Origin of the sequence: Litoreibacter albidus (genome assembly GCF_900107015.1) — a bacterium.
Lineage (GTDB): Bacteria > Pseudomonadota > Alphaproteobacteria > Rhodobacterales > Rhodobacteraceae > Litoreibacter > Litoreibacter albidus.
The window spans coordinates 230,019-249,069 of sequence record NZ_FNOI01000002.1 but is presented as its reverse complement, the minus strand read 5'-3'; the positions used below and the strand labels follow the sequence as shown (position 1 = coordinate 249,069).

The window sequence follows — 19,051 nt, the reverse complement described above, 5'->3', positions numbered from 1 at the left end:
TATGCGCCCTTATGAGAAAGACCCCTCCGCGATCTACGCGCAAAGCTTTGCCACCGTCCGCGCGGAGGCCAATCTGGACCGTTTCCCAAACGGTCTGGACCGCCTTGCCATCCGCGTGATCCACGCCTGCGGCATGGTGGAAATCGCGGACCGTCTGGCCTTTACCGATGACGCTTATTTCGCGGGTCATCACGCGCTAGCAGCTGGCAAGCCGATCCTGTGCGATTGCGAGATGGTCGGGGCGGGAATTATCCGGCGCTACCTGCCAAGCGATAACGAGGTCATTGTGACCCTCAACGATCCCAGCACGCCGGACCGCGCCCGGCAGATCGGCAACACCCGATCCGCCGCCGCCGTGGAGCTGTGGGAGCCGCATATCGCGGGCGCAGTGGTCGCCATCGGCAACGCCCCGACGGCGCTGTTTCACTTGCTCGATCTGATCGACAAAGGCTTCCCCAAACCCGCCGTGATCCTTGGTTTCCCCGTAGGCTTCGTCGGCGCGGCTGAATCCAAGGCGGAGCTTGCGGCCAATCCGCGTGGCTGCGAATTCGTGGCACTGCGCGGGCGTAAGGGTGGCTCCGCCATCGCGTCGGCGGCGGTCAATGCCCTTGCCGCTGGTCTGCCGGAGGTGCAATCGTGAACGATAAATGGCTCCATATCGTGGGTATCGGTGAGGACGGCATGGGCGGCCTCACCCCTGTCACCCGCACCGTTGTTGAAACCGCCGAAGTGATCATCGGCGGTGATCGTCATCATCAGCTGTCCGAGAGCGTCACTGCCACCCGCGTGGCGTGGCCATCGCCTTTTAACGCGCTGATCGAGACCCTCGAAAGCTACCGTGGGAAACGCGTCGTCGTGCTGGCCACGGGCGATCCGCTTTGGTTCTCCGTCGGCGCGCGCATCGGGCGCTCCATTGATCCCTCGGAAATCGTCTACCACCCGCAACTCTCCGCCTTCCAACTGACGGCGGCCCGCATGGGCTGGAGCCTTGCGGATGTCGAAACCCTCACCGTGCATGGTCGCCCCGTGCATCAGATGGTAGCCTTCATCCAGCCTGACCAGCGCCTGATCATTCTGACCACTGGCGCAGAAACGCCGGCGCAAATCGCGCAATTCCTGACGGAACGCGGCTTCGGCAAATCGCAGATGACCGTGCTGGCCTCCATGGGGGGCGACAAAGAGCAACGTTTCGACGGCACCGCCGCCGATTGGGCACATGAGGTTCCCGCGTTCAACACCCTCGCCGTGCAATGTATCGCGGCCCCCAACGCCGCGCTTTTGCCGCGTGTTCCGGGGTTGGGCGACGATCTGTTTCAATCCGACGGCACCATGACCAAGCAAGAGGTTCGCGCCGCGACCGTGGCCAAACTGATGCCGATGCGCGGGGCGCTGCTTTGGGATATCGGCACCGGTTCAGGCTCTGTCGCTATCGAATGGATGCGCGCGGCCCGCTACGCCCGCGCCACCGGCATTGAACCCCGTGCCGACCGCCGCGCAATGGCGGCAGAAAACGCGCTGGCCCTCGGTGCGCCAAAGCTGGAGCTGATCGACGGCCAAGTCCCCGCAGCCCTGCAAGGGCTCGACGCGCCTGACGCCATTTTCATCGGCGGCGGCCTCAGCGAGGAAGTCTTCGACATCGCGTGGGACAAGCTGCGCCCGTTGGGCCGTTTGGTGGCCAATGCCGTGACGTTGGAAAGCGAGGCGATCTTGATCGGCTTGCACAAGAAGTACGGCGGCGACTTGGTGAAAATCAGCGTGCAGCGGGCGGAACCCGTGGGCCGCCTAACCGGCTGGCGTCCCTCCATGACCGTCACGCAGTGGAGCTTGGTGAAGCGATGAGCGGCACACTCTACGGTGTCGGCCTTGGCCCCGGTGATCCTGAGCTAATCACCATCAAAGCCGCGCGGCTGATCGAAACCGCGACAACCATCGCCTACCCGACGCTGGCAGGCGGTGACAGTTTCGCGCGCGCGATTGCGGCGGGGCTGATCCGCGAGGGCACACGCGAAATCCGCATGGATGTCCCCATGAGCACCGAACGCCAACCCGCTCAAGACGCCTATGACACCGGTGCCGCAGAAATCGCCGCTATTCTGGCCGCTGGCGAAGATGTCGTGTGCCTGTGCGAGGGCGATCCGTTCTTTTACGGCTCTTTCATGTATCTGCACGCCCGCCTGACGGCGGCGCATGACGTCGAGATCATCCCTGGCGTCACCTCCGTCACCGCCTGCGCCGCCCGTGCCGCGATGCCGCTGGCCGCCCGCAATGAGCGCCTGACGATCCTGCCCGGCCCATTGCCGGAGGCAGAGCTGCGCACACGTATTGAAGGCGCTGAAAGCGTCGTCATCATGAAGGTCGGGCGGCATTTGCCAAAGATCCGCGCCGTGATTGATGATCTGGGCCTGACGGATCAGGCCATGTATGTGGAGCGCGCGACCCTGCCCGAAGAGGTGGTGCTGCCATTGTCCCAAGCGCCTGAACAGGCCCCGTATTTTTCTATAATTCTGTTGACCAAAGGGGCCGATCCATGGCTGTAAAACCCGTCGTCCTGTGCCTCAACCGCGCGGGGGAGGCCACCGCGCACCGCATCGCTAGACTGCTGGATGCCCCCGTTCACGGGCGCGAGGATCGCGTCGATCAGGCCGATGTGTTCTTCGCCAACGCGCTTGATCACACGCGCCTGTTGTTCCAAGCAGGCACGCCGGTTGTCGGCGTCTGCGCCTCGGGCATCCTGATCCGCGCCGTGGCCCCCGTGCTGGCCGATAAAACCACTGAACCACCCGTGCTCTCCGTCTCCGACGACGGGGCGGTGATTGTGCCGTTGCTGGGTGGCCACCGCGGGGCGAACCGCATGGCGGCGCTAATCGCCAAGGCGATGGACGCCACCGCCGCCGTCACCACCGCAGGCGACGTCGCGTTGGGCGTCGCACTGGACGAGCCGCCATTGGGCTACCGCCTCGCCAACCCCGAGAACGCCAAAGACGTCATGGCCAAGCTTTTGTCCGGCGCGGGTGCCACCGTGATAGGCAACGCGCCTTGGCTGGCAGACCTGCCCAAAGGTGACGCCGTCACCATCGCCTGCACCACCGCGCCGGCCACGGCGGACCTTGTGTTTCACCCCCAGCAAGTCACGCTGGGCGTCGGCTGTGCGCGCAACTGTGCGCCGGAAGAATTGCACGATCTGGTTATGAAAACCCTAAGTGACGCCAACATCGCGCCCGCCGCGCTCAAGGCGATCTATACGCTCGACCTCAAGGCGGATGAACCCGCCGTCCACGCCCTGTCCCGCGCCTTTGATATCCCCGTGCGCGTCTTTGATGCCGCCGCGCTGGAATCTGAGACCCCCCGCCTAGAAAACCCGTCCGATGTGGTGTTCGCGGAGGTCGGCACCCACGGCGTTTCCGAAGCCGCCGCCCTGGCGGGCGCTGGCGCGGAGGGCAAGCTCATAGCCCCGAAACAGAAAACCAAGAACGCCACCTGCGCCGTTGCTTTGGCCCCGCAGCCTATCACCGAATTGCGCGGTCGCGCGCGCGGCAAGCTGTCGATCATCGGCATCGGTCCGGGGCAGCATTCTTGGCGCACGCCCGAAGCCTCCCAACTGGTGAACGAGGCCGAAGAACTCGTGGGCTACGGCCTTTATATCGACCTGCTTGGCCCGCTGGGCTACGGCAAACAGCGCTCCGATTTCCCGCTCGGTGGCGAAGAAGACCGTTGCCGTTACGCGCTGGAACGCGCAGGCGAGGGGCGCAATGTGGCGCTCATCTGCTCCGGCGATGCGGGCATCTACGCGATGGGCGCGCTGGTGTTTGAACTGCTGGACCGCAGCGCCGAAGAGCTTGGCGTCAGTGATGCCGCCCGCCGCGTGGAGGTTGTCTCCACCCCTGGCGTGTCCGCCTTGCAAGGCGCCGCTGCCCGCGCGGGTGCGCCCTTGGGCCATGATTTCTGCGCCATCTCTTTGTCGGATCTTCTGACCCCGCGCGAGGACATCGTCAAACGCCTGCACGCCGCCGCTGAAGGCGACTTCGTGATCGCCTTCTACAACCCCGTTTCCATGCGCCGCCGCACGCTTCTGGCGGAGGCACGCGACATCCTTTTGCAGCACCGCCCCGCCGACACGCCGGTTATGCTGGCGTCGTCTTTGGGCCGCCCCGAAGAACATGTGCGCTACCGCCGTTTGGACGCATTGGAGGTCGATGAGGTCGACATGCTGACCGTCGTGCTCATCGGCTCCAGCAACTCCAAACTGGCGCAACTGGGCGAAGGCCCCCGCATGTACACCCCGCGCGGCTATGCGCGCAAAATTGATGGCGACTTGGCCAAAACAGGGACTTCAGAATGACCGTTTACTTTATTGGTGCAGGGCCCGGTGATCCTGAACTCCTGACCTTGAAGGCGCAGAAAACCATCGCGCGCTGCCCCGTCTGCCTCTACGCGGGCTCGCTGGTGCCGGAGCAAGTCGTCGCGGGCGCGCCTGAAGATGCGCGTGTTATGGACACCGCGCCGATGACCTTGGATGACACCCACGCGGAAATCGTCGCGGCCCACGCCAAGGGTCAAGACGTGGCCCGCGTCCATTCCGGTGATCCGTCGCTTTACGGCGCAATCGCGGAGCAGATCCGCCGCTTGAAAGCCGAAGGCATCCCATACGAAATCATCCCCGGTGTGCCCGCCTACGCCGCCGCTGCTGCCGCCTTGGGGCAGGAGCTAACCGTGCCGGAGATCGCGCAATCCATCGTGCTGACCCGCATGTCGATGAAATCGACCTCCATGCCCGCAGGGGAAACGCTGGAAAACTTCGCCCGCACGGGGGCCACTTTGGCGATCCATCTGGGCATCCGTGCGCTGCGCGAGATAGAGCGCCAGTTGATCCCTTACTACGGCGAAGACTGCCCCGTGATCGTGGCCTACCGCGCCTCTTGGCCGGATGAATTGTATCTTCGTGGCACCTTGAAAGACATCCGCGAGAAGGTCCGTGCGGAGAAGATCACCCGCACCGCGCTGATCCTCGTCGGCCCCGCTTTGGCCGAGGTGAAAGACTTCCGCGACAGCGCGCTTTACGATCCCGAGACGCCGCATGTTCTGCGCCCGAAAGTGAAAGCTTCATAAAACTGTCCTAAAAACTTGATGTTAACGGGTTCCAAGCTCAATATCCTTAGAGGGACTGAAAAAGGAATCGCTGCCATGATCGAGTTTTTGCCCAAAGATGTCGCTGACGGACTTGCCACGGCACGGCTGCGCGCGGCGAAAAAGCGGACGCGGTTGCGGGTTCAATCCGGCGACGAAATGATCCCCTTGGTCCGTCTGACGGCCACCGATTTTGCGATAGAACTGGACGTCGCACCGCGCTTGCGGGGCCTTGTCGACATCTACGACGGAACGCGCCACCTGTATCAGGCGCTGGTCGTGGCCACCTCGGTGGAAGACGACGTTATGGTGTTTGAATTCAAGCGCAACACAGCGTCCGCCGCTGGCCCCGCACTGGATTTCGTCCGTGACGAGGCCGCGCCTGTTGCCTTGTTGGGCAGCCGCTAAAGCTCCGCCAGCAACCACGCGCTGAACGCTTTGGCACTGTCGCTGAGCGGCGCTGCACCCTCCACCAACCAATAGGCCCGCGCCGACGGCAATTCGAAAGGATGCACGCGCATCAACTCCCCGCGCTCCATCGCGGTGCGGCTGGTCAGCGCGTCCCCCAAGGCCACGCCTTGCCCGTATTTTGCGGCCATTTCCATGATTTGCAGGTCTTGAAACACGATGCCTTGTGTCACGCCATCGTCCGCCGCGCCGCCCGCAGCACTTAGCCAGCGTTGCCAGTCCTGACGGTTATCAAGGTGCAGGATCGGCATGCGCGATAGGGCCGCCGTGTCGGTCACTGTCTGCCCGCCCATCAACGATGGCGCGGCGACGGGAAAGAAGCCGACACCCATCAACTTGGTTGACCCGACAGGCACCTCGTCCGGTAACAGAAAGCTGATGTAGAGGTCGTTGCGCCGTGCGCCCAGATCGCCGTAGCGCCGTGGCGTGTTGATCCGCAGCACCACGCCGGGGTGCTTTGCCAGAAAGCCGCCGATCCGCGGGGCCAGCCAGCTTGCGGCAAAGCCCGATGCGACATTCACCGTCAGCGCCCCCGATACCGCCTCCGTCTGCGAGGCACGCGCCAGAACCTCCAAGGCGGGGCCGATTTCGGCCACGTAATGCCGGGCGCGCTCCGTCAGGCGCACACCGCGCCCTTCGCGCCGGATCAGGGTAAAGCCCAACTGCTCCTCCAGCGCCTTCAATTTATGGCTGATCGCGGATTGCGTCACCGCCAGCGCATCCGCCGTGGCCGTCACGGAGCCGGTGCGCGCCAAGGTCAGAAGCGCCATCAGCGCGGAGGTGGATGGAATAGACATATGAAAATGCCTCATGTAATCTGTGAGTATTAATCGTATGACATGAGAGATTTTGCAGGTCAAACTTGGCGCTACACTTCGCACAGGGGACGCACGCATATGGACGCCAGCTTTTCACGTCGCAAATTGGTCACGCCGCAAGAATTGCGGGCCTTGAACGCGCGCTCTGACCTGAAGGGCGGGGTGCAAATGGCCAGCCATCTGGGCGCAATCGCGGTGGCGGTCATCGCCCACGCGCAGGCGATGGGCACGCCTTGGGTCTGGTTAACGGGGCTGGCGCTCGGGGTGCTGCTGAACTTCCTTTATGCGGCTCAACACGAGTTGAGCCACGCCACGGTTTTCAAAACCCGCAAGCTGAACGAGATCTTCGGCCGCATCATCGGCTTCATCCAGATATTCCCCCGCGATTTTGACCAAGTCATGCATTTCGCGCATCACACCTACACCCAAGATTGGGAACGCGACGGCGAACTCGTCCGCGCGCCCTACACGCTGACCAGCTACCTTTTGTGGCTGAGCGGGATCACCTATTGGCGCAACCGGATCACCGGCAACATCCGCCGCGCCCGTGGCATCATTCTGGAACCCTACATCCGCGCGGAGGAGGAGGCCAAGGTGATCACAGAGGCCCGCGTTCACCTTGCGCTTTATGCGTTGATCGCGGTGCTGTCCGTCGCGGCGGGCAACTGGGTCGCGCTTACGTTCTGGCTGCTGCCGATGGTGTTGACCAAGCCAATTCACCAGCTACAAAACACGATTGAGCATCTGGGCCTCAGTCATGAGGACGATATTCTAGAGAACACGCGCTCCACCCGCACCAACGCACTGATCCGCTGGCTCTGCTGGCAGATGCCCTATCACACCGCGCATCACGTCTTCCCGGCCGTGCCGTTTTGGAAGCTGCGTGAATTGAACGCCAAGATCGAAGCGCAGGCCGGTGAGGTGCACCGCATGGGCTGGATCGAATTCCAGATCGAGGTGATCAGAAAGCTGATGGCCAAAGACGAAAGCCAATACCCCATGGATGAGGTCTGGGTCGTGCCCCTGACAGGGGGCCGCACCGCGCGGATACCCGCAGAATGAGGCGGCTTCAGACCTACACCTCCCTTTGGGCGATGCAGCCGCACGACCCGTCCGGCGTCAAACTGCCCTATGATCAGGTCTGCGAGATGGTCGCGGGGGCCGGGTTCGACGGCATGGCGATTGATCTGGGCGCGTCCGATGTTGCGGTGGCCCACGCCGTCCGCCCGCATATGGAGCGCCATAACCTGACGCCCCTTATCGTGGCCTTCCCGAAGACTATCGACAGCTTGGAAGACACGCTGAAGATGGCGAAGGATTTCGGCGCGCCGTTTGTGGATGTGATCGGGCAGGTCATGCCCATAGCGCTCGATGATATGGTGCCGGTGATAGAGACGTGGATTGAAATGGCCGACAAGATCGGCATGCCGATCCAGTTTGAAACCCACCGCAACTGCATCACCAACGACCTTTATACCATGCTGCAACTCTTGGACCGCATCCCAGAAATGCGCGTCTGCGCCGACCTGAGCCATTACGTCGTGGACCGCGAGTTCTGGTTTCCCCTGTCGGATCACGATATGGGGCTGATTACCCGCGTGTTGGAGCGGTCCGACAGTTTTCAGGGGCGGGTGGCCTCGCGGCAGCAAATCCAGTTGCCGCTGGATTTCCCGCAGCATCAAAAGTGGGTGGAGCTGTTCAAAGGATGGTGGCGCGAAGGCATGGCAAGCTGGTGCGACCGCAACGCCACCGGCGATTGTATCTTCCTGAGCGAGCTTGGCCCCCCAGAATACGCCATGACCGACGCGACCGGTCGCGAGATGTCCAATCGGTGGGAGGAAGCGCAGAAAATTAAGTCGTGGGTCGAAGATATATGGGCCGACGTCAGCTCTGCCGAAGATTCTTCTCCAAAGTAGCGCATCTGTCGAATAATTGACGCGTCACCTGTACGCCGCGCCATGCATCAACAAGAACATTTCTGAACAGCCTTCCTATGCTGCTTCCAAATCAGCACGCATACGGAGACCTGCCATGATCCAGACACCCTACCTCCTCTTCCTCGGCGACGCGCCGGATGCCCTGTCCGCCAAAGTTGCCCAAGGCATCAAAGATTGGCGTCCGGAAAACGCAGTGGGCCAGTTTCGCATGGAAGGCTGTGGCACCACCGTCGGCCTGACCGATATGACCCTGCAAGAAGGCTTGGACGCGGGCGCGAAAACGTTGGTGATCGGTGTCGCGAACCGTGGCGGCTATATCTCCGACGCATGGAAGGCTGTCCTCGTGGAGGCGCTGAGCATGGGCTACGATATCGCGTCGGGCTTGCACAACCTGCTGCGCGACGAGGATGAAATCCAACGCGCCTCCAAGGTACACGGCGGCACGCTGCACGATGTGCGCATCCCGTCCGTCGCCTACCCAATCGCCAATGGTGTGAAACGTACCGGCAAGCGCTGTTTGGCGGTGGGCACGGATTGCTCTGTGGGCAAAATGTACACGGGTCTTTGCATGGACGCGGAAATGGTCAAGCGCGGGATGAAATCAACGTTCCGCCCGACGGGTCAAACCGGCATCCTGATCACCGGCGGCGGTGTGCCGCTGGATGCGGTGATTGCGGATTTCATGGCGGGGGCTGTTGAGTATCTGACCCCCGACAACGACGCGGATCACTGGGATCACATCGAGGGGCAGGGCTCCCTCTACCACGTGTCCTATTCCGGCGTGACCATGGCACTGATCCACGGCGGCCAGCCAGATGCGCTGGTGCTTTGTCACGAGCCAACCCGCACCCACATGCGCGGCCTGCCCGACTATCAACAGCCGTCGCTGGAAACCCTGCGTGACACGGCCTTGACCATGGCGAAGGTCGCAAACCCCGCTTGTGTGGTTGCAGGCATTTCCATTAACACCCAGCATATGGCCGAGGATGACGCGCGCGCTTACCTCAAAGAGGTCGAAGACCGCATGGGCCTGCCCACCACCGATCCGTTCCGCTTCGGGGCAGAGCGCCTCGTGGATGCGCTTGAAGCATTGTAACTAAAAGGAGAGCCGCGCCATGAGCATCACAGTCACCAAGGATGTGTTCCAGCTGGCGGAGGTGTTTACCATCTCGCGCGGCTCTCGCACCGAAGCCCAAGTTCTCACCGCCCGCGTCGACCGTGACGGCGTGGTTGGGCAAGGCGAATGCGTCCCCTACGCCCGCTACGGCGAAACGCTGGATTCCGTGATTGAGGAAATCCTGTCCCTTCCGTCCGAGATCACCCGCGCCGCGTTGCAAGGCGCCCTGCCAGCGGGCGCGGCACGCAACGCCGTGGATTGCGCGCTGTGGGATTGGGAGGCTAAGTCCAAGGGTGTGCGCGTGTGGGACATTTTGGGCTTGCCCGAACCCAAGCCGGAAATCACGGCCTACACCCTGTCGCTGGGGGAGCCCGACGCCATGGAAGCCAGCGCCCGCAAGAACAGCGACCGCCCGTTGCTCAAAATCAAGCTGGGCACACCCGATGACATGCCCCGCTTGGAAGCCGTGCGCCGTGGCGCACCGGACACGCCGATCATCATCGATGCGAACGAAGGCTGGACGGCCGAGGTCTACACCGAACTGGCCCCGCATCTGGTGCGTCTCGGGGTGAAGCTGGTGGAGCAGCCGCTGCCCGCAGGGGCCGACGATATGCTCTCCGAAATCGCCCGCCCGCTGCCCGTCTGCGCAGATGAGGCCTGCCACGACCGCGCGTCCCTGCCGTCCTTGAAGGGCAAATATGACGTGATCAACATCAAGCTGGACAAGGCCGGTGGCCTGACCGAAGCGCTCGCGCTGAAAGACGCAGGGTTGGCGCAGGGCTACGGTGTGATGGTCGGCTGTATGGTCGGGTCTTCTCTGGCGATGGCGCCCGCCACGATTTTGGCGCAAGGCGTGGCCTACACCGACCTTGACGGGCCGCTACTTCTGGCCGAAGACCGCAAGGCACCTTTGAATTTTGACGAGGCTGGCGTTCACGCGCCCAAGCCCGAGCTATGGGGATAACGACATGAGCCGCACCGTATATGTGAACGGGGAATATTTGCCCGAAGAAGACGCGAAAGTTTCCGTATTTGATCGCGGCTTCCTGTTTGCCGATGCGGTGTATGAGGTGACGTCGATCCTCGACGGGAAGATACTTGCCTTTGATGGTCACGCGGCACGGCTGAAGCGGTCGCTTGATGAATTGCAAATGAAGAACCCGATCTCCACGGAGGACCTGCTGGAGGTTCACCGCGAGTTGGTGAAACGCAACGATCTGGCCGAAGGTATGATCTACCTGCAGATTTCACGCGGCAATCCCGGTGATCGTGACTTTGCCTTCCCGTCCGAGGATGTGACGCCAACGATTGTGCTGTTCACCCAAACGGCGAACCTGCTCAATAGCCCGAAGATTGCGACGGGCATGAAGGTCATCTCCGTCGATGACCAACGCTGGGCGCGCCGCGATATCAAAACGACGCAGCTTTTGTTTCCATCGATGGCGAAAATGATGGCCAAAGCTGCGGGTGTCGATGACGCGTGGCTGGTTGAGGACGGGCATGTGACCGAAGGCAGCTCCAACAACGCCTACATCGTGAAGGACGGTAAGATCATCACCCGCCACCTCGGGTCCGAGATTTTGCATGGCATCACCCGTGCTGCGGTTCTGGCCTACGCCGAGGCGGCGCAGATGCAAATTGAAGAACGCCCTTTCACGATTGAAGAGGCCAAGACCGCTGATGAGGCGTTTATCACTTCGGCGTCTACATTCGTGATGCCGGTTGTCGAGGTTGACGGGGTGATGCTGGGTGACGGGAAGCCAGGGAAGTCAGCCGCGCGTTTGCGCGAAATCTACCTCGAAGAAAGCATGAAGCAGGCGCTGTAGGGCGCGGTCAAATTCTCCCAGAGAATTTGGGACCAGACTTTCTATGAAAGTCTGGTTAAGCCTCATTACTTTTTCTCGCTGCCATCCCAGCCTAAGATCGTCATGAGTTCTTGACGGAACATATGCGCCCGTCCGGAAAAGCGCGACGGCGCGTTTGTCAGCTTCATGTGAAGCGCTGCGGCTTGCGACGTGGTCAGCGCGGCGTAATCCACTTCACCCACGTTCCACGCCGCCAACCGGTGCTCGATAGAACGCAAAAGCTGTTGGTTCGGGCCTGCCGCGACAGGTGTGCCTAACGCGAGCAGGCTTGCAACAAGCGCAGCGCGGATCATTTGCGGCCGAACAGCGATTTGAGCAAGCTGTCCCCCAAAACCGCGCCGATGTTGCCACGAATTTGCGCAGGTGTCTTGTTGCTATGCAGCAGGTGGTTGATGTGCACAACCTGCGCACGGGTCAGCCCGTCGACGTCCACGTCGCTGTAGCCCCATGTCGGCAGCTCGTTTTTCAGGTGGTCACGCATGGGCGACTGGCTGGCAGCGGCGGGTAGGGCCAGTGCGGCCAATGTTGCGGTCAGGATCAGGCGTTTCATCTGGGTCTCCTTTAAGCGTCGAGTGTAGCACAGCTGCGGGCAAGCCCCAATTCACAGTTATGTGGCGTCTTTATGCGCAACCTCGAAGGCTGCTTTCTGACTGTCACTGGCATCGGTCTGATGCGCCTCGCGCCATGCGTCGAATGGCATGCCGTAGAATTCTTCACGCGCCTCGGCTTTGGTCATCTCGATGCCGCGCTCGTTTGCGGCTTCCTGATACCAGCGGCTCAGGCAGTTGCGACAAAACCCTGCGAGGTTCATCATGTCGATATTCTGAACATCCGTGCGCCGTTGCAGGTGCGCTTGTAGGGTGCGGAAGGCGGCGGCTTCCAGTTCCAGCTTTGTTTGGGCGTCCATTGTCTGCGTTCCTTCAGGGCTGTGTCGGGCAAATGCGGCAGTTCGAAGCGGCGAGGGCCGTATAGGCTGCATGTAGGATGCGCCGCGCGGATTTGCCAACTTTTGCAGCCACTTGTTGTTTTGACTGTTACAATTCTGCGCAGAATACCCTTCAATAAGAGGAAGCGCCAGTTGCGGTGGGGTGCGAATTCCGTCATATGATACCGCTAACATTCGCTGGCCGAGGGACTGAGATGAAAAGAAGACTACGTAAAGTAAAGATAGTGGCCACTCTTGGACCGGCGTCTAACGATTATGAAATGATCCGCGCCCTGTTCGAGGCTGGCGCAGATGTGTTCCGTTTGAACATGTCGCACGGCGATCACAGCGAAATCCGCGTGCGCCACGAAATTATCCGCCAGATCGAAAAAGACACCGGCCGCCCGATCTCCATTCTGGCCGACCTTCAGGGGCCAAAGCTGCGTGTCGGCGTTTTTGCCAATGGCGAGGAGGAGCTGGTTGTCGGCGCGCCGTTCCGTCTGGACCTTGATGACGCAGAGGGTGACGCCACCCGCGTGCAGCTGCCACACACCGAAATTTTCGCCGCGCTGGAGCCCGGCTCCAGCTTGCTGGTGAACGACGGCAAAATCCGCTTGAAGGTCAAAGACTGCGGCAAGGATTTCGCGAACTGCGAAGTCGTTGTGGGGGGCACGATCTCCAACCGTAAGGGCGTGAACGTGCCCGATGTGCTGCTGCCGCTGGCGGCTTTGTCCGACAAGGACCGCAAGGATTTGGAATTCGTCTGCCAGCTTGGCGTGGACTGGCTGGCGCTGTCCTTCGTGCAGCGCCCCGAAGATGTGGCGGAAGCCCGCGCGCTGGCCGATGGCCGTGCAGCCATCTTGTCGAAAATCGAAAAGCCTGCGGCGGTCGAAGCCTTCGACGAAATTCTGGCCGTGTCTGACGGCATCATGGTCGCCCGTGGCGACTTGGGCGTGGAGCTTCCGGTGCAAAATGTGCCGCCGATCCAGAAGCGCCTGATCCGCCGCTGCCGTAAGGTGGCCAAGCCGGTGATCGTCGCGACGCAAATGCTGGAATCGATGATCGACAGCCCGATCCCGACCCGCGCCGAAGTCTCTGACGTGGCGACGGCTATCTATGAGGGCACGGATGCGATCATGTTGTCCGCAGAATCCGCGGCGGGGAGCTACCCGATCGAGGCGGTGACCACGATGAACAACGTGGCCATCGAGGTCGAGAATGACCCGAACTATCTGGAAATCATCGCGGCCCAACGCGGCGGCAAGAAAACCACCGTGGCCGACGGGATCGTTGTGGCGGCGCGCGAGATTGCAGAAACCACCAACATCAAGGCCATTTGCTGCTTCACCCAGTCCGGCACGACCGCGCTGCTGGTGTCGCGCGAACGCCCCCATGTTCCGATCATCGCCCTGACGCCGCTTGTTGGCACCGCACGCCGTCTGGCACTGAGCTGGGGCACACACTGCGTGCTGACCTTCGGCAAGGTGGAGCGGTTCAAAACCGCCGTTGTCAGCGCCGCCCGTGCCGCGCGCGAGGACGGTTTTGCCAGCGAGGAAGATCAGATCGTCGTCACCGCCGGTGTGCCGTTCAACCAGCCTGGAACCACCAACATTCTTCGCGTAGCGCCTTGCGAGGAAAGGTTGATTTACAGCTCTGATCCTGAGTAGATAAGCGCATTCCTATTGTAGGAGGCGATTTTGGATTACGATCTTATTCTTGTGTTGGGCATCGTTATCGGGGTGCTCACCATACCGGCCATGCTGTCGGCGTTCCTTGATGGCGGTGCGCCACGTGTTGCGGCTGTCGCAGCCGTGATCTCCGGCGGGATGATCGTCTATGCACTCTACAATGTGCCTGGTGGCTATGTGATTTCGGACTTGCCGGAGGTTTTCACCAAGGTCGTTGCAAGGTTTGTGCGCTAAAGCGGCCACAAACCGGAATCCTAGGCTTGCAACGGGGGCGCTTTGGCCCTACGACACGCGCTCAACCCGTGCGTCCGGCGAATGGCATGCCGAGTCGCGCGTAATACCACTCGTATCTTTAAGGAGATGGAAATGCCGAAGATGAAGACGAAATCAGGCGCTAAGAAGCGCTTCTCGATGACGGCCTCCGGCCGCGTCAAAGCGGGTCAAGCGGGCAAACGCCACGGCATGATCAAGCGCTCCACCAAGTTTATCCGCACCGCGCGCGGCACGACAATTCTCTGCGCAGCAGATGAAAAAATCGTGAAAAAATACATGCCATACGCGCGCTAAGGAGAATTTGATATGTCCAGAGTTACATCCGGCGTCGTAACCCACGCACGCCACAAGAAAATCATCAAAGCCGCTAAAGGCTACCAAGGTCGCCGCAAGAACACCTTCCGCGTTGCAACGCAGGCGGTCGACAAGGCGAACCAATACGCGACCCGTGACCGCAAGAACCGCAAGCGCAACTTCCGCGCGCTGTGGATCCAACGGATCAACGCTGGTTGCCGCGCAATCGACGAAGCACTGACATACTCGCGCTTCATCAACGGCCTGACATTGGCTGGCATCGAAGTTGACCGCAAAGTGCTGGCTGACTTGGCTGTGAACGAGCCTGACGCATTCGCGGTAGTGGTCGAAAAAGCGAAAGCCGCACTGGCTTAAGAATACACTCATCTGGATGACAGATGTGTTTTGCGCCGTTCTAGGAAACTAGGGCGGCGTTTTTCGTTTTGGGGTGGTTTTGTGCCAGTTGTTGCCAACGGGGGCGCGGCGCACTACTAAATGTGGTGTAGCGCGTATCAGTTTAACGATTACCCATCGGAGGCCAGCATGAACCTCACCCGTCTTGTGTATTACAGCCAGCGGAACCCGTCCGAGCATATGGACGTGACGGCGCTGGTGGAGACCTGCAAGCGCACCAACGCCCGCACCAATCTAACCGGATTTTTGCACTATAACGGCGATCACTTCATTCAGGTTGTGGAGGGTGGTCGGCTGGAGGTGTCGGCCCTGCTTTTGCGGATCATGCGCGACCCTCGGCATTCCAACATCATCATCATGTCGTTTGGCGACGTGCGGGAGCGGATGTTCCCCGATCACCCGATGGGGCTGCATCAGGGGATGACGGCGCAGACGCGCAAGGCCTTCTTGCGCTATTTCAGCACCGCGCAGGTCAACCCCGAAACCGTGAACGTCGACAATCTGCTGGACGCCCTGCAAGACCTGTCGCTGGAGGCCGCGCCGACCAAGCTCACGATTTCCGTGTAGCGCGTTTCAGCCGGTCGCATTCTGTTCTGAGCCGCGCCGTCTGCGCGTCCGCGCTTTGTGAACGGCGGCGCAGTTTCGCAAGCTCCGCCCCCAAGGCGCGCACCTCCCGTTTGCCGTCACCCAAGTAACGTTCGCGTGCAAGGTAGAAGCCGATAGCGCCACTGGCGCTCATCGCGAACAGCAAGATCAGGAAGTTAAGCATGATACGTCCTTGGCTTAATTGCGGGCGTCATCGCGCAGCACAACAAATTCCACGCGGCGGTTGCGGTCGTCGTCGGTGCTGCCGCCTTGGGACAGCGGGGTGCGCGCGCCAAAGCCCACGGGCTCGAACTGGGTGATGTCCAGCCCGAGCTGCGCCAAGGCGTTCATCGTGCTGTCGGCGCGTTTCCAACTGATGTCGAAGTTGATCAGGTCGCTGCCCGTGGTGTCGGAGTGGCCGGTGATCTGGATACGCGCCTCGGGGCAGGCGTTGGCCATGCGGCCCAGCCGCGACAGGCGCACAAGGTCCGCGCCGCTCAGCTCCGCGCTGCCGATGCCGAAATAAAAGGTCGCGTTGTTGGTGATTTGGCGTAACTCGGTGATGCAATCCGGCGCGGCGGGCACAGGCGCAGGAGCGGGGGCTGGCGCAGGTGGCGCGATCACTGCGGCGGCTTGCACCACGGGCAAGGCAATCGGCTCCGGCGTGGGGACGGGCAGGGCAACCTCTGCGACTTCCGGTTCAGGCTCCGGCGTTGGGGGTGGCGCTGGGACGATGACCGCGACGGGGGCAGGCGCGTTAACGCGTTGCATGGCGATGAAGGACAGCGCGCAGACCAGCATGAACGCAAGGGCGGCGATGATCGCCGTTCGCTCGAAATCAGCCTTGGCCAGCGCGGGGTCGCGGCGGTAACCGTGGGTCCGCCATAGGGTTTTGGCGTGAAAAACTGCCGCCTTAAGTCTCGTTAACAATACCATCTACTTACTCACTCTGTACTCGTACTACCGATAAAATGTCACCGTCGTTGCGTTCGTGGATTTCTGAATGTCGATCTGGATGCCAAGGGTTTTGGCGACGTCGCGCAGGGTCGCTTCGTTCTGGGATAGGGAAACCTGGGCGCTTTCGTCGTCAATGGACAGGGTTAACCCCAGCTCGACAACGCTGTGTTGCAGCACCGCCTTGATGCGGTGGGCGTAAACAGTGGCCTGCATTGCTTTCCCCAGTGCGTGCTGCAAAAATCAGCAGCCGTCGGGCGTATACGTACACACATTATTTTGTGTTTTGAACCTTCATCAGCGCTTGGTTTGGTAAATCCGCCACATTTCACGCCTGTGAGTCCCTTGGGCCACGCCCCGCCGTGTACTTGCAATCGTGCCGACTGGCGGATAGCAGAACGGTAACACCAAATCGGGGGCCGTCATGGACGATCTGAAAGCCAAGTATCTTACTCAAATTGCCGACGCGGCAGATGAATCCACGCTGGAGGATCTGCGGGTCGCGGCCTTGGGCAAAAAAGGCGAGATCAGCCTGCGCATGCGCGAGCTGGGCAAGATGACACCGGAGGAGCGCCAAGTCGCTGGCCCCGCGCTGAACGCGCTGAAAGACGAAGTGAATTCGGCGCTGGTCGCCAAGAAGGCCGGACTGGCCGACGCCGCCCTTGATGCGCGCCTGCGCACCGAATGGCTGGATGTGACCTTGCCCGGCCGTGGGCGCCCCGCGGGCACCATTCACCCGATCAGCCAAGTGGCCGAGGAAGTGTCCGCGATCTTTGCCGATCTGGGATTTGCCGTGGCCGAAGGCCCGCAGGTCGAGGACGACTGGCACAACTTTGACGCGCTCAACATTCCAAGCCATCACCCCGCACGCGGTGAGATGGACACCTTCTACATGAGCCGCGCCGAAGGTGATGAACGTCCGCCGCACGTGCTGCGCACGCATACCTCGCCAGTGCAAATCCGCTCCATGCAAGAGCAGGGCGCGCCCATCCGCATCATCTGTCCGGGCCGCGTGTACCGCGCCGACTACGACCAGACCCACACCCCGATGTTCCATCAGGTGGAAGGCTTGGCGATCGACACGGACATCTCCATGGCGAACCTGAAGTGGGTGCTGGAGGAATTCTTCAAAGCGTTCTTCGAAATCGAAGGCATCAAGACCCGCTTCCGCGCGTCGCACTTCCCGTTCACAGAGCCCTCTGCCGAGGTGGATATCCAGTGCACATGGAAAGACGGCCAGCTGAAAATCGGCGAAGGCGACGACTGGATGGAGGTGCTGGGGTCCGGCATGGTGCATCCGAAAGTGCTGTCCGCAGCGGGTATCGACCCAGACAAGTACCAAGGCTTTGCCTTCGGGATCGGGATCGACCGTTTGGCTATGCTGAAATACGGCATCCCCGACCTGCGCGCCTTCTTCGACAGCGACCTGCGCTGGCTGCGCCATTACGGCTTTGCCGCGCTGGATCAGCCGAACTTGGCGGGCGGCCTGAGCCGCTAAGATGTGGTTCGTTTGGGCCGTCCTGCTTGAACAATATCACGTTACGATTTTTATCTTGGCAATGCTTTATTACTGCCTGCGCGCAACGAGCGATTACCGCCTGCGCAGGCGGCTTTTTGAGGCCACAGCCGAATTGGACCACGACGAGCTTCACGCGCAGTTTAAACATGCGATGTGGATCGCGGGGCTTTATGCCGCTAAGCCATTCCGCCCTGTCGTGCCGCACCGCAAGGCTGAAGTCGCTTTGGTGCTTGCAACCGTCCTGCGGGAGCGGATTCACAGCGCAACTGAACAGCCCTTGCCGCGCAGCTATCTGAGGTCGCGTAGGCAACTCATTCGCGAAGCAAAACGCTACGCCCGAGCTCACAACGGCGAATGGCTAAACCCCAACTGATCGGCGATGTCGCAGGCGGCGTTGTAGAGTGCGAACTCCGCCGCCCAGTGATCGTGCAGCGCGGTTTGGGCGGCTTGGCTTAGGGCAGGTGGCGGCGTTGGGGCCGCGTGGTAGATGGGCTTTGGCGGCATCTCAAAATCTGTCACGCCAAGGGTCGCCATAATCGCGCTGCGGTGCCTGTCCAACCCTGCGACGTCCGTGCAGACGACAATGTTGCGGCGCTCGGCCAATAGGGTCTCCACGCTGCACAGATAGTGGCGCAGGTCTTCTTTCAGGTGGCGGATGGAATTTACCGCAAATAGCGCCGCCGATTTTTCGCGCGGGTTGCGGGAGGTGAGCGCTAGCGCCAGTTCCTCCGCCGTGCCGAACCACAAAAAGGCGGCGGCTTCCTCTGCGCTCCATTGGCACTGATACGTGGGGCGGCCTTGCCGTTGGCGCGAGTAAAACGCGGAGGAAAACCGCGTTAACGGATCACGCACCAGAAACGCCAGCTTGCGGTCCGGCCCGAACCGCTTGGCGGAGCTGTGCGCGGTGGCGCTGTGCCCCAGCAGATGCAGCGGGCGTGTCCAGCGGGGTTCGTTATGTTTGAGGAGGGAACGCATGTAGCTGCCACCGGTCTTACCGATGTGCAGCATACATACAGGAGGGATGTTCCCGAGAGACAGGGTCATCAGCGGCGTCCTTGGAAAACGGTACG

At 61.4% G+C, this 19,051-nt stretch carries 26 protein-coding genes; 18 read left to right on the top strand and 8 right to left on the bottom strand.

Annotated features, from left to right (window positions below):
- Position 1: 1 nt before the first annotated feature.
- The 6 genes from BLW66_RS06245 to BLW66_RS06220 all read left to right on the top strand — a co-directional run bounded on the left by BLW66_RS06245 (position 2) and on the right by BLW66_RS06220 (position 5,532).
- Positions 2-640 (top strand): precorrin-8X methylmutase, encoded by a 639-nt coding sequence (locus tag BLW66_RS06245; RefSeq protein WP_089946163.1) that lies wholly within the window; start codon positions 2-4, stop codon positions 638-640.
- Positions 637-1,839 (top strand): precorrin-6y C5,15-methyltransferase (decarboxylating) subunit CbiE, encoded by a 1,203-nt coding sequence (cbiE, locus tag BLW66_RS06240; protein WP_089946160.1) that lies wholly within the window; start codon positions 637-639, stop codon positions 1,837-1,839. Before BLW66_RS06245 ends, cbiE begins: the two co-directional genes overlap by 4 nt.
- Positions 1,836-2,537 carry a precorrin-2 C(20)-methyltransferase gene (gene cobI / locus BLW66_RS06235; RefSeq protein WP_089946158.1) on the top strand — a complete coding sequence of 234 codons (702 nt, stop codon included), beginning with the start codon at positions 1,836-1,838 and terminating at the stop codon, positions 2,535-2,537. Before cbiE ends, cobI begins: the two co-directional genes overlap by 4 nt.
- Positions 2,528-4,339, top strand: coding sequence for a precorrin-3B C(17)-methyltransferase (gene cobJ / locus BLW66_RS06230; RefSeq protein ID WP_089946156.1), 1,812 nt, complete (start codon positions 2,528-2,530; stop codon positions 4,337-4,339). Before cobI ends, cobJ begins: the two co-directional genes overlap by 10 nt.
- Entirely contained in the window at positions 4,336-5,106 is a 771-nt protein-coding gene (cobM, locus tag BLW66_RS06225; RefSeq protein ID WP_089946154.1) for a precorrin-4 C(11)-methyltransferase, read from the top strand. Before cobJ ends, cobM begins: the two co-directional genes overlap by 4 nt.
- A gap of 75 nt (positions 5,107-5,181) precedes the next feature.
- Complete coding sequence (locus tag BLW66_RS06220) at positions 5,182-5,532, top strand: hypothetical protein (RefSeq protein ID WP_089946152.1); 351 nt, start codon at positions 5,182-5,184, stop codon at positions 5,530-5,532.
- Here BLW66_RS06220 and BLW66_RS06215 read toward each other — a convergent pair.
- Positions 5,529-6,389, bottom strand: a complete 861-nt coding sequence (locus tag BLW66_RS06215; RefSeq protein ID WP_170833413.1) for a LysR substrate-binding domain-containing protein — start codon at positions 6,387-6,389, stop codon at positions 5,529-5,531. The two genes, BLW66_RS06220 and BLW66_RS06215, sit on opposite strands and share 4 nt — an antisense overlap.
- 99 nt (positions 6,390-6,488) lie before the next feature.
- Between BLW66_RS06215 and BLW66_RS06210 the strand changes: the two genes are divergently transcribed.
- The 5 genes from BLW66_RS06210 to BLW66_RS06190 all read left to right on the top strand — a co-directional run bounded on the left by BLW66_RS06210 (position 6,489) and on the right by BLW66_RS06190 (position 11,290).
- Entirely contained in the window at positions 6,489-7,472 is a 984-nt protein-coding gene (locus BLW66_RS06210; protein ID WP_089946148.1) for a fatty acid desaturase, read from the top strand.
- A complete protein-coding gene (locus tag BLW66_RS06205; protein ID WP_089946146.1) occupies positions 7,469-8,326 on the top strand; it encodes a sugar phosphate isomerase/epimerase family protein in 858 nt (285 codons plus the stop codon). Before BLW66_RS06210 ends, BLW66_RS06205 begins: the two co-directional genes overlap by 4 nt.
- A gap of 115 nt (positions 8,327-8,441) precedes the next feature.
- Entirely contained in the window at positions 8,442-9,443 is a 1,002-nt protein-coding gene (gene dgcN, locus BLW66_RS06200) for an N-acetyltransferase DgcN (protein ID WP_089946144.1), read from the top strand.
- Positions 9,444-9,462: 19 nt separating this feature from the next.
- Positions 9,463-10,428: an N-acetyl-D-Glu racemase DgcA gene (dgcA, locus tag BLW66_RS06195; RefSeq protein WP_089946142.1), complete on the top strand. Its 966-nt coding sequence runs from the start codon at positions 9,463-9,465 to the stop codon at positions 10,426-10,428.
- A gap of 4 nt (positions 10,429-10,432) precedes the next feature.
- Positions 10,433-11,290 (top strand): D-amino-acid transaminase, encoded by an 858-nt coding sequence (locus BLW66_RS06190; protein WP_089946140.1) that lies wholly within the window; start codon positions 10,433-10,435, stop codon positions 11,288-11,290.
- Positions 11,291-11,355: 65 nt separating this feature from the next.
- Here the strand turns inward: BLW66_RS06190 and BLW66_RS06185 are convergent, their stop codons facing one another.
- From BLW66_RS06185 to BLW66_RS06175, 3 genes are read right to left on the bottom strand one after another with little or no spacing between them, the layout of a single operon-like run.
- Positions 11,356-11,622, bottom strand: a complete 267-nt coding sequence (locus tag BLW66_RS06185; protein ID WP_089946138.1) for a hypothetical protein — start codon at positions 11,620-11,622, stop codon at positions 11,356-11,358.
- A complete protein-coding gene (locus BLW66_RS06180; protein WP_089946137.1) occupies positions 11,619-11,879 on the bottom strand; it encodes a hypothetical protein in 261 nt (86 codons plus the stop codon). The genes BLW66_RS06185 and BLW66_RS06180 overlap by 4 nt, the downstream gene beginning before the upstream one ends.
- Positions 11,880-11,936: 57 nt before the next feature.
- Entirely contained in the window at positions 11,937-12,236 is a 300-nt protein-coding gene (locus tag BLW66_RS06175) for a DUF1244 domain-containing protein (RefSeq protein WP_089946136.1), read from the bottom strand.
- A gap of 233 nt (positions 12,237-12,469) precedes the next feature.
- Between BLW66_RS06175 and pyk the strand changes: the two genes are divergently transcribed.
- From pyk to BLW66_RS06150, 5 genes are all read left to right on the top strand, one after another.
- Positions 12,470-13,921, top strand: coding sequence for a pyruvate kinase (gene pyk, locus BLW66_RS06170; RefSeq protein WP_089946134.1), 1,452 nt, complete (start codon positions 12,470-12,472; stop codon positions 13,919-13,921).
- A 30-nt stretch (positions 13,922-13,951) separates the two neighbouring features.
- Complete coding sequence (locus tag BLW66_RS06165) at positions 13,952-14,176, top strand: hypothetical protein (RefSeq protein ID WP_089946132.1); 225 nt, start codon at positions 13,952-13,954, stop codon at positions 14,174-14,176.
- A gap of 132 nt (positions 14,177-14,308) precedes the next feature.
- A complete protein-coding gene (gene rpmI, locus BLW66_RS06160; RefSeq protein ID WP_073144367.1) occupies positions 14,309-14,509 on the top strand; it encodes a 50S ribosomal protein L35 in 201 nt (66 codons plus the stop codon).
- Between the two features lie 12 nt (positions 14,510-14,521).
- Positions 14,522-14,884, top strand: coding sequence for a 50S ribosomal protein L20 (rplT, locus tag BLW66_RS06155; protein ID WP_089946130.1), 363 nt, complete (start codon positions 14,522-14,524; stop codon positions 14,882-14,884).
- A gap of 168 nt (positions 14,885-15,052) precedes the next feature.
- Positions 15,053-15,490 carry a BLUF domain-containing protein gene (locus BLW66_RS06150; RefSeq protein ID WP_170833412.1) on the top strand — a complete coding sequence of 146 codons (438 nt, stop codon included), beginning with the start codon at positions 15,053-15,055 and terminating at the stop codon, positions 15,488-15,490.
- Here the strand turns inward: BLW66_RS06150 and BLW66_RS06145 are convergent.
- Genes BLW66_RS06145 through BLW66_RS06135 form a run of 3 tightly spaced genes read right to left on the bottom strand, consistent with a single transcriptional unit; the run spans position 15,474 to position 16,678 of the window.
- Positions 15,474-15,692, bottom strand: a complete 219-nt coding sequence (locus BLW66_RS06145) for a hypothetical protein (RefSeq protein WP_089946126.1) — start codon at positions 15,690-15,692, stop codon at positions 15,474-15,476. The genes BLW66_RS06150 and BLW66_RS06145 overlap by 17 nt on opposite strands.
- Before the next feature lie 14 nt (positions 15,693-15,706).
- Positions 15,707-16,444, bottom strand: coding sequence for an OmpA family protein (locus tag BLW66_RS06140; protein ID WP_089946124.1), 738 nt, complete (start codon positions 16,442-16,444; stop codon positions 15,707-15,709).
- A 24-nt stretch (positions 16,445-16,468) separates the two neighbouring features.
- Entirely contained in the window at positions 16,469-16,678 is a 210-nt protein-coding gene (locus BLW66_RS06135) for a hypothetical protein (RefSeq protein WP_089946123.1), read from the bottom strand.
- 208 nt (positions 16,679-16,886) lie between these two features.
- On the opposite strand from BLW66_RS06135, the gene pheS reads away from it, so the two are divergent.
- Both pheS and BLW66_RS06125 read left to right on the top strand, forming a co-directional pair.
- On the top strand, positions 16,887-17,960 hold the full coding sequence (gene pheS / locus BLW66_RS06130; RefSeq protein WP_089946121.1) for a phenylalanine--tRNA ligase subunit alpha: 1,074 nt from the start codon (positions 16,887-16,889) through the stop codon (positions 17,958-17,960).
- Positions 17,961-18,021: 61 nt separating this feature from the next.
- On the top strand, positions 18,022-18,354 hold the full coding sequence (locus BLW66_RS06125; RefSeq protein ID WP_170833411.1) for a hypothetical protein: 333 nt from the start codon (positions 18,022-18,024) through the stop codon (positions 18,352-18,354).
- On the opposite strand, the gene BLW66_RS06120 is transcribed toward BLW66_RS06125, so the two are convergent.
- Complete coding sequence (locus BLW66_RS06120) at positions 18,324-19,025, bottom strand: sulfotransferase family 2 domain-containing protein (RefSeq protein WP_139254532.1); 702 nt, start codon at positions 19,023-19,025, stop codon at positions 18,324-18,326. The two genes, BLW66_RS06125 and BLW66_RS06120, sit on opposite strands and share 31 nt — an antisense overlap.
- Positions 19,026-19,051 lie beyond the last annotated feature (26 nt).